This window comes from Cesiribacter andamanensis AMV16 (assembly GCF_000348925.1).
Classification (GTDB): Bacteria; Bacteroidota; Bacteroidia; order Cytophagales; family Cyclobacteriaceae; genus Cesiribacter; species Cesiribacter andamanensis.
The window spans coordinates 1-10,192 of record NZ_AODQ01000145.1 but is presented as its reverse complement, the minus strand read 5'-3'; the positions used below and the strand labels follow the sequence as shown (position 1 = coordinate 10,192).

8 protein-coding genes are annotated in these 10,192 nt (G+C 56.1%); all 8 read right to left on the bottom strand.

Annotated elements, in window-relative coordinates; translation table 11 throughout:
* Positions 1-129: 129 nt before the first annotated feature.
* Positions 130-3,078 carry an FAD-binding and (Fe-S)-binding domain-containing protein gene (locus ADICEAN_RS18300; RefSeq protein ID WP_040398125.1) on the bottom strand — a complete coding sequence of 983 codons (2,949 nt, stop codon included), beginning with the start codon at positions 3,076-3,078 and terminating at the stop codon, positions 130-132.
* A gap of 153 nt (positions 3,079-3,231) precedes the next feature.
* Positions 3,232-6,252, bottom strand: a complete 3,021-nt coding sequence (gene secDF / locus ADICEAN_RS18295) for a protein translocase subunit SecDF (RefSeq protein WP_009197146.1) — start codon at positions 6,250-6,252, stop codon at positions 3,232-3,234.
* 105 nt (positions 6,253-6,357) lie between these two features.
* Complete coding sequence (locus ADICEAN_RS18290) at positions 6,358-6,732, bottom strand: hypothetical protein (protein WP_009197145.1); 375 nt, start codon at positions 6,730-6,732, stop codon at positions 6,358-6,360.
* Between the two features lie 66 nt (positions 6,733-6,798).
* Positions 6,799-7,491, bottom strand: a complete 693-nt coding sequence (locus ADICEAN_RS18285; protein WP_009197144.1) for a potassium channel family protein — start codon at positions 7,489-7,491, stop codon at positions 6,799-6,801.
* A complete protein-coding gene (locus ADICEAN_RS18280; RefSeq protein ID WP_009197143.1) occupies positions 7,488-8,105 on the bottom strand; it encodes a uridine kinase family protein in 618 nt (205 codons plus the stop codon). Before ADICEAN_RS18280 ends, ADICEAN_RS18285 begins: the two co-directional genes overlap by 4 nt.
* Positions 8,106-8,120: 15 nt before the next feature.
* Entirely contained in the window at positions 8,121-8,702 is a 582-nt protein-coding gene (gene rdgB / locus ADICEAN_RS18275) for an RdgB/HAM1 family non-canonical purine NTP pyrophosphatase (RefSeq protein ID WP_009197142.1), read from the bottom strand.
* Complete coding sequence (locus ADICEAN_RS21575; RefSeq protein WP_009197141.1) at positions 8,699-9,673, bottom strand: FKBP-type peptidyl-prolyl cis-trans isomerase; 975 nt, start codon at positions 9,671-9,673, stop codon at positions 8,699-8,701. Before ADICEAN_RS21575 ends, rdgB begins: the two co-directional genes overlap by 4 nt.
* 74 nt (positions 9,674-9,747) lie before the next feature.
* The coding region (locus ADICEAN_RS18265) for an FKBP-type peptidyl-prolyl cis-trans isomerase (RefSeq protein ID WP_152426513.1) at positions 9,748-10,192 on the bottom strand (445 nt) is incomplete at its 5' end.

The following is a 10,192-nucleotide window of genomic DNA, read 5'->3' as shown; positions in this document are numbered from 1 at the left end:
CTGACTCTTACCCTTTAATTTAGAAATTTTATGGGACAGGATAAGGCAACATGCTCGCACCAGCGCAAAAGCCAACTTTATATCCAGGCACTTCAAGCGCTAGCCCTCAACTTTTTCTTTTCGGATGGCCTACTTCTCCAGCGCCTCCCACAGGATCTCTACCGGATGCAGGGCCTGGCGGCCGGTGCCGTCCAGGATCTGGTGGCGGCAGCTGGTGCCCGGAGCGGCTATAAGTACCTCTGCGGCCTGCTGCCGTACGGTGGGGAAAAGCACCAGCTCTCCTATCTGCATGCTGATGTCGTAATGCTCCTCTTCATAGCCAAAGGAACCGGCCATGCCGCAGCAGCCGCTGGGGATCAGCAGCACCTCATAATTCTGGGGGAGTGAAAGCGCCTTTTTGGTGAAGATCACCGACGAAAGGGCTTTTTGATGGCAGTGGCCATGCAGGCGAATGGTTTTCTTCTCTTTCGTGAATTCCTGGCTGCTGAGGCGGCCGGCCTCCTTTTCCTTTGCCAGAAACTCATCCACCAGCAGGGAGGCTTCGGCCAGCTGCTGAGCGGCTTCCCGCTGGTCGGGCCGGCACAGGCTCAGGTATTCATCCCGCAGGGTCAGGATGGCCGAGGGCTCCAGGCCGATGAGCCAGGTACCGTCCTGCACCAGGGGGGCCAGCAAGTCGATGTTCTTCTGGGCCAGCTGCTGGGCATCCCGCAGCAGGCCTTTGCTCAGCCAGGTGCGGCCGCTCTCTTCATGCTCGGGCATGTGCAGCTCATAGCCCAGCCGGTTCAGCAGGCGGCAGAGGGTCTGCCCAATGGGCACATCATTGTAGTTGGTGAATTCATCGCAGAACAGCAGCACCTTGCCCTTGCGGTTGCCGTTGAGGCTGGCATTAAGGACGGGGGCATTTTTGCGGAACCAGCGGCGCCAGGTAGTGCTGTGCAGGCGGGGCAGGCTGCGCTCGGCGGCAAAGCCCATGGCCTTGCGCATCAGGCGGCCGGCGGCCCCTTTGCCGGTAAAGGCATTGTAGAGCGCCGGCAGTTTAGCCGCCAGGGCATTGCTCTTGTTAAAACTGGCCACCAGGCGGGTGCGGGCGGGCACCCCATGGGCATCGTAGTACTGCTGCTGCCACTCGGCTTTGAGCTTGGCCAGATCCACATTGCTGGGACACTCGGCCTTGCAGCCCTTGCAACTAATGCAGAGATCCATTACTTCTTTGATCTCCTCATGATCAAAGCGGTTGGGGCGAGTAGAGTGCTGCAGCATTTCCCGCAGCATGTTGGCCCGGGCCCGGGTAGTATCCTGCTCGTTGCGGGTGGCCATAAAGCTGGGACACATGGTGCCTCCCATCAGCTGGCTTTTGCGACAGTCGCCGGAGCCGTTGCAGAGCTCGGCTGCCCGAATGATCCCATCGGTCTCGCTCCAGTCAAACACAGTAGCAAACTGGGGCACCTCCTGGCCGGGGGCATAGCGAAGGCTTTGGTTCATGGGGGCGGCATCTACAATTTTGCCGGGATTAAAGAGCTTGTGGGGGTCCCATACCTTCTTTACGTCTTTCAGCAGGCCGTAATTATGATCGCCCACCATAAAGCGGATAAACTCGGCCCGCACCCGCCCATCGCCATGCTCGCCGCTCAGCGAACCCTTGTACTTTTTCACCAGCCGGGCCACTTCCTCGCCAATGGTATGGAAGAGGCGGTTGCCTTCTTCGGTTTTCAGGTTCAGGATGGGGCGCAGGTGCAGCTCGCCGCTGCCGGCATGGGCATAGTGAACGCAATAGAGGCCGTACTCTTTCAGTTTGCTGTTGAATTCGGCTATGTACTCGGGAAGCTCCTGCACATCTACCGCCGTATCTTCAATAAAGGGCTGGGGTTTGGCATCCCCCTTTATGTTGGAGAGCAAGCCCAGGCCCGCCTTGCGCAGGGCCCATACCCGTTTGGTATCTTCGCCCATCACCAGGGGGTAGTGGTAGCAGAGCCCCCTTTGGCGCAGCTCGGCCTCCAGGGCCGCTGCCGTCCGGCGCACCTCTTCTTCCGTCTGGCCCACGAGCTCCACCACCAGCAGGGCCCCGGGATCGCCCTGTATAAAGAAGCGGTTTTGCCGCTGCTCAATGTTTACCTTGGTACACTCCAGAATGTAATTATCGATCAGCTCACAGGCATGGGGGCCATATTGGAGGGCTACCAGGTTGGCCCGCAGCGATTCATCTACCGACTGGCAGTGCAGGCACAGCAGGCCCTTAACCGGCGGAGGCAGGGGTACCAGGTTCAGCTTCAGCTCGGTCATGAACATGAGGGTGCCTTCCGAGCCGGCAATCAGCTTGCAGAAATTAAAGGGGGGGCCATCGGGGGTAAAGGGCTGGCTGTTCAGCAGCATGTCCAGCGCATAGCCGGTATTGCGGCGGGGTATGCTGGGCTTGGGAAATTCCCTGCGAATCTCCTCTGCATTGGCCGGCTCGCTAAGGGTTTGGTAAATATGCCGGTAGAGTTCCGATTCCAGCAGGCTACCCGAGGCCGGCCCCTTGCGCTTGGCCTCAAAGCCTTCTGCATCCAGGGGGCCAAACATTACCTCGCTACCATCGGAAAGAAAACCCCGCACTTCCAGCAGGTGCTCCCGGGTGCTGCCATAGACCAGCGAATTGGAACCACAGCTGTTGTTGCCCACCATTCCCCCTACCATGCAGCGGTTGGCCGTAGAGGTTTCAGGGGCAAACATAAGCCCATAGGGCTGCAGGTACAGATTAAGCTCGTCCCGCACCACGCCCGGCTGCAGGCGCACCCAGCGCTCCTGCTCATTTACTTCCAGGATCTGCGTAAAATGCTTCGATACATCCACTACTATGCCGCCGCCCACTACCTGCCCGGCCAGGGAGGTACCTGCCGTGCGGGGGATGAGGGCAGTCTGATGCTCGGCAGCAAACAGAATGAGCTTGCGGATGTCTTCTTCGGTCTTGGGAATGGCTACGGCCTGGGGCATTTCGCGGTAGGCCGAGGCGTCGGTGGCATAGAGCCGGCGCATGGTTTCGCTAGAGTGGAGACTGCCTTCCAGGGATTCGGCCAGGGCCTTCAGTGTATCTTCTGTCATACTCCTGTATGGTTCGTAGCTGTAAGTTACGGGATTGGCGTAGGTAATGTAGGCATATAGGGTAAAAAAGCTGCTACACCAGGGCCCGATGGCGTACAAAAAAAGCTGCCCCCTTGCGGGAGGCAGCTTTATCTGAAAATACTAGATATTCGCTTAGGCTCTCTGGCGCACGGCAGTCTTAGACGTAGTTTCTACTTCCTCTTTTTTGCGAGAAAGCAGGTCGGCCGCAATGGGCGATGCTACAAAGATAGACGAATAGGTACCTACCAGAATACCTACCAGCAGGGCAAATGAGAAGCCTCTCAGTACCTCACCCCCAAACAGGAACAGGATAAGCACTACTACCAGGGTGGTAACAGAGGTCATCAGGGTACGGTTCAGGGTGTTGTTGATAGCGGCATTAACGGTGCTCAGGATGGTAGACTTGCTAAAGCGGTTGCCCACTTCTTCCCGAATACGGTCAAATACTACCACGGTATCGTTAATGGAGTAACCAATTACCGTAAGGATAGCGGCCACAAACACCTGGTCTACCTCGTAGGTCATGCCCAGGGCGCCGGCAATGGCAAAGGCCGAAATGGTGATCAGTACGTCGTGGATCAGGGCAATAACCGCGCCGGCACTGTACTGCCAGCCACTGAAGCGAATCAGGATGTAGAGGAACATGATCAGCAGCGAGAACAGGCCCGCCTCCAGTGAGGCTTCCTTGATATCATCGGCAATGGTAGCGCCTACTTTAGACGAGCTCAGGATGGTAAACTGATCGGCACCCACCTCGCCGGCATTCTCCAGAAAACGCTTGCCGGTTGCGGCTTCCAGTCCGCTTACCAGCGCAGCCTGCACCTGATCATCGGCATTCTCGTCCTCGGTATCCATCAGGTAGCTGGTGGTTACTTTCAGCACGTTGCTGGCGCCATAGGTTTTCACCTCGGTACCGGCTCCACCAAAATCATCTGAAAGGGCTACTTTCATATCGGTGGCCGACACGGGCTGATCGAAGCTTACCACATAGGTGCGGCCGCCGGTAAAGTCAACGCCCATATTGAGGCCGCCGGTTGCAAACAGTACGCCGAGACCAAGGGCAATGATCACTCCTGAGAACATATACGCTTTTTTGCGCATGCCCATAAAGTTAATGTCACCGCCACTCAGCAGGTTGCGTGAAATACCGGTCTGGAAGCTCATGTTGCTGCCCTCGCCTTTCTTGGTCATCCACTCAATGATCACACGGGTAATCAGTACGGCAGAGAACAGGGAGCACAGAATACCAATGATCAGCGTAATGGCAAAGCCTTTTACAGGGCCCTGACCGAATACGTACAGGATAATGGCTACCAGCAGGGTGGTTACGTTGGCGTCTATGATGGAGCTATAAGCTTTTTCGTAGCCTTTCTTGATGGCCGCCTTCATGCTCAGGCCGCCGCGCAGCTCTTCCTTGATACGCTCAAAGATCAGTACGTTGGCGTCAATGGACATACCAATGGTCAGTACGATACCGGCAATACCCGGCAGTGTAAGGGCCGCGCTTAGCTGGGCCAGAATACCAAAGATGAAGAAGATGTTGAACAGCAGGGCAATGTTGGCCACAATACCGCCTTTGGCATAGTAGGCAATGATAAAGAGTACTACCATGCCCAGACCCGCTACAATCGACAGGATACCCTGTGTCTGGGCCTGCTGGCCCAGTGACGGACCTACAATGGCTTCTTCCACAATTTTGGCAGGGGCAGGCAGGGCGCCGGCCTCCAGAATGTTGGCAAGGTCTTTGGCCTCATCTACGGTAAAGTTACCGGTAATGGAGGATACGCCGCCATCAATCTCGCCCTGTACCACAGGAGCAGAGTATACATAGTTATCAAGCACAATGGCTATGCGCTGGCCAATGTTGTTGCCGGTAAGGCGTTTCCAGGCGCGGGCGCCTTCGCCATTCATCACCATCACTACATCGGCGCGGCCGCGGTCGTCTATGTCCTGACGGGCACGCTCAATTACCTCACCGGTAAGGGGGGCACGGCCACCACGCTCCCGCTGTACGGCATACAGCTGCAGCAGCTGGGCATCATTATTGGTTGCGCCCTGGCGGGGAGCAAAGGCTTTTACATCCCATACAAAGCTCATGTTGGCCGGCAGCAGTTCCTGCACATCGGCACGGGCCAGAATGCGGTTGATCTGGGCGGTATCCCGTACGCTGTACACCAGCGACGAGAAGGTACCGTCTCTGTTCAGGGAGATAAAGGGAGATACTTCCAGGTTCAGCGAGTCGGCGCCGGTGCTATCGGCAGCGGTCAGCTGGCTGGCAAGGTCATCCTGGCCGGCAGCAGTGGTATCGGTAGGCGTAGTGGCAGGGGTAGCCGAAGGGATGCTTTTCTCAGCAGCTTTCAGCTTGTTTTCCTGCACCAGCAGGCTGTTGATGCTGGTAAGGGTAGGGTAGTAATCCTGGATCTCTACCACCTCCAGAAACTCCAGCTTGGCAGTTCCCTGCAGCAGCTTGCGTACCCGCTCGGGGTTGTCTACGCCGGGCAGTTCTACCAGAATGCGGCCGGTGCCCTGCAGGCGCTGGATGTTGGGCTGCGAGGTACCAAAACGGTCTACCCGCGTACGCAGGATCTGGAAGGAGCGCTCAATGGAGCTCTCTACCTGATTTCTAAGGATGTTGAGCACCTCACCATCGCTGGTGCTGTAGGAGATTACATTGCGGTTGGCGGCCGTAGCAAAGATGTCGGCCAGGCGGCGGTCGCCTGCGTTTTGCTGCCAGCCTTCGTAAAACAGGTCTACGAACGGCTCCTGGCTATCCAGCTGGCGCTTGCGGGCATGGGCAATGGCGGCCTGCAGGGCAGGATCTTCCACATTGCCGGCCATGCCGCGAATCACCTCTACAGGCGATACCTCAAGGGTTACGTTCATACCGCCCTGAAGGTCAAGACCCAGGTTAAGCTCGGTATTTTTTACATCCTTGTAGGTGTATTCCATGCCAAGGAAATTGTACACAGGCTCATGCCATACAGAATCGAGGTAGGCCTGTTTTCTGGCATAGCTTACGCTGCCATCGGCAAGCGTGGCATAGGCCGTAGCATCCTTTTGTACCTGGCGCGATACAAATGTAAAGGATAGGTAATACAAACAGAGCAGCGTAACCACCACGGTTAGCACCACTACTAAACCTTTGTTGTTCATCGGTAATAGGGTATAGAAATAGTAAGGGTTTCTTTTTTAAGAACAGGGGCGCACACCGGAACTGGCACTGGGCGAGTTGCGGCAGCAAAGGGGCTACAATACCAACTAGGGGGCGTTAGGCGAGATGATTTGCCTAAAAAGAGTTCTGAAATAAGGGGTAAACAGCCGGGGCACAGTAGCCGGGGCCTGTTCTACTATTTCTACAAGGGGGGTAAGGGCGGGCACAAAGGCCGGCTGAAAAAAGAATAGCTGCAGGGGGGCCACCTGGGCCAGGGCACTGAAACCCGGCTCAAATACGGGGATCTCCTCACCGGAGGCAGCCGTCTGATCCTGAAGCTGCACCTCCTGCGCACCGGCCGAAACGCCTGGAAAAAACGACTTACCTGCCGGCGTGGCTGCAAACATACAGCCTGCCAGCAGCGCCATCAGCACCGGCAAGCGGCGCATAAGTCCTTTATAGTTCCAAAACCAACAGATCATTTGGTAGCGTAGCGTAACCGAATCACAAAAGTATTAGAATTTAGGCAAAGAACAGCAACTTGCTCCTTATTTGTTCACTTCCATGAATTTATTTACATCCTGCTCTTTGCCCAGCAGGATCATGATATCGGAATCGTACAACACAGTATCGCCCTGGGGCACTCCTATGATGTGCTCTACTTCGCTTACCTTGCCCCCCCGCTCCTCTTCAAAGATGCGCTTTACGGTAATCAGGTTGAGGTTGTACTTCTGGCGAAGGCCCACTTCCCGCACGGTTTTGTTCACCACCCGCTTAGGGGTCTGGATCTCCACGATCTCATAATCATCGGCCAGGGGCAAAAAGCTCTTCATGTTGGGGTGCAGCAGGGTTTCGGCCACCGTTTTGCCAACGGTTTCCTCGGGCGAGAGAATCTCGGTCACCCCCATTTTTTCCAGGATCATGCGCTGCTGGGTAGAGGCTGCCCGGGCTATGATGCGCTTTACCTTCAGGTCCTGCAGCAGCACCGTGGTGAGCAGCAGGCCCTCAAAATTTTCGCCGATGGCCACCACCACGGCATCCATATCCTGCACGTTCTGGGCCATCAGGGCCTTAATGTCGGTGGTATCCAGGGCTACGGCATGCGCCACTTCATCCTTTACAAACTCTACCTTATCAATGAGCACATCAATGGCCAGCACTTCGGCGCCGCGGGCGGCCAGCGTACGGGCAATGGACATGCCAAACTGGCCCAGTCCGATTACGGCAAAGCGGTTGATCATGGCAATTTGGAGTTGATAAAGGTAGTGATAACAGCCAGCGCATTCTCAAACCCCCGGTTGTTGGGCACCACCAGATCGGCATCGCTCCGGAAGGGCTTGATGTATTTGTTGTAGGTGGGGGCTACATGGCGCTCGTAGCGGTAGAGCACATCTTCCAGGTCGTAGCCCCGCTCATCGCGGTCCCGAACAATGCGCCGCTTGAGCTTTATGTGCTCTTCGGCTTCAATAAAGATCTTGAGGTCCAGGTGGCGGGTAAGCTCCGGAAAGTAAAATACGAATATACCCTCTACCACAATAACCGGCGCCGGCCGCAGGGCTATTTCTTTTGGCCTGGCCTGTGGGTTGTTGTAGGTATACTCCTGCCGCACCACGGTTTTGCCCCCCTTCAGATCTACCAGATCCCGGGCATACTGCTCGTAGTCGATCGAGTGGGGGGTATCAAAATTGTGCACCCCATTCTCGTCCAGGGGTTGTTCATGGCGGGGCCGGTAGTAGTTGTCCTGTGATACCAGACATACCTGCTCAGGCGTAAAAGCACTCAGCAGCGCCCGCAGAAAGTGTGTTTTGCCTGAGGCGCTCCCCCCTGTAATTCCTACAATGTACGGCTTTTCCATCCGGGCAAAATTACGTTATTTGGCGATCTGCTTCAGGTATTCGGCCAGTTTTTTCATGGCCCTGGCGCGGTGGCTCATGCTGTTCTTTTCGGCCAGGGACATTTCGGCAAAGGTGCGGCTGTGGCCCTCGGGCACAAATACAGGATCGTAGCCAAACCCTTCTTCGCCGCGGGGAGTATCGATGATGCTGCCCCGCACTTCGCCCTCAAACTGTTGTACCCCTTCAGGGGATATGTAGCTGAGCACCGTACGGAAGCGGGCGGCCCGCTTAGGCTCATGTCGGAGTTTTTGCAGCAGCAGGGCTACATTATCGGCATTGCTGCGGTGCGGACCTGCATAACGGGCCGAGTACACGCCCGGCTCGCCGTTCAGGGCCTCTACTTCCAGTCCGGTATCGTCGGCAAAGCAGGCAATCTGGTAATGATCCCACACCCAGCGGGCCTTTTGCAGGGAGTTGGCCTCCAGGGTGTTGCCGGTTTCGGGCAGCTCTTCCCGGCAGCCAATCTCTTCCAGGCCCAGCACCTGCCACCCCTCTCCGAGATAGGCCCGTATCTCAGCCAGTTTTTTCGGATTGTTTGTGGCGAAGCAAAGGGTCATTTTTTGGATACCAGTTCGATCTCAAACACCAAGATGCTGAAGGGGGGAATGGGCGAGGCACTGTTCAGGATCAGGCCGGCTTTTTTGAAGTCTTCAAAATAGGCCTGAGGAAACGCAAACACCCCATTGCGGCCATAAGCCAGGCGAGAGGGCAGGATAAAGCGGGCTTTTTCGCCCACCTGCATGCTTTTTACGGCCTGGTCAAAGCCGCTTACTACGGCATTGGCCCCTACCTTAAAGGTAAAGGTTGTGCCCTCCAGCTTCTGGTCAAATACTTCTTTAGACAGGTAATAGCCTTTATAGTACACACTGGCCGAGTCGCCATTGACAGGCTGGGCGCCCGTTCCGGCCTGTAATACCTGCTTCTGCAGCCCCCCCTCAAGTTCGGTGGTTTCAATGTTTTCGTTCTCTATCCAGTTGGCAATGGTGGCCAGTTCCACCTCATGGATTTCCTCCAGGGTATGATAGACCCCTACGGCCTCCAGCTCCATCACAATGATGGAGTTTTCCGGCAGTTTGTCGCCATCGGTAAAGGTTGCATACGCATAGGGCGATGGGGCATAAAAGCGGTAGCGATCGCCCACATTCAGGTATCCCAGCCCCCGGTACAGGGAGGTGCGCGGCACATAGCTGCGACTTGGGTCATAGGTCACCAGCACGGGATCCTGGCCTTCGGTGCTGGCAATAAGGGTGCCATCCAGCAGGCTGATCTTATAGTGCAGAAGAATCACATCCCCTTCTTCAATATCTTCGCCGTTGGGATCCAGCTTAAGTACCTCACGGTAAATTTTCAGATCGTCATGTACCGGCTCAATATTGCGGCTGTTGAGGTAATCGACAATCTGCTTATCCTGCTGTGCCAGCAGGGCCCGCAGGGCGGCGGTGCCATCCTCATCCTCATCTTTCTTACAGGCCGGCAGCGCCAGCAGCAGGCAGCCCAGCAGGCTCCAGAGTATCCAGTTCTTTTTCATAAGCGACACCAAAGGTACAAAAAAAATCCGATGCAGTTTTTTTCTGCATCGGATTAACGGTGGGATTATTCCCCTTATTGTTGTTGTGGTTGTTTGGTGATATCCAGCACCTCCACATCAAATACCAGAATGGAGTTGGGCTGGATCACTTCGCCGCGTTGCTGCGGGCCATAGGCCAGCGTAGAGGGGATGTACAGCGTGGCTTTGCTACCTTTGGGCAGTTGCAGCAGGCCTTCGTCCCAGCCGCGGATCACCATGCCCTGGCCTACCGGGAAGGTAAAAGGCTCGTTACGATCGTAGGAGGCATCAAAGGGGGTGCCATCCAGCAGGGTGCCGCGGTAGTGTACTACTATGTTATCGCCGGGCTGAGGTTTGGCACCAGTGCCTTTCTGTGTTACGCGGATGCGCACACCTGAGGCGGTGGTATCGGCCACCAGGCTTCTATCGGCCAGGTACTTGTCAATGGTCTTGATATACCTGCAGCAGCTGGCCTTTTTTGGCCTGCCATGGCTTCTTCCT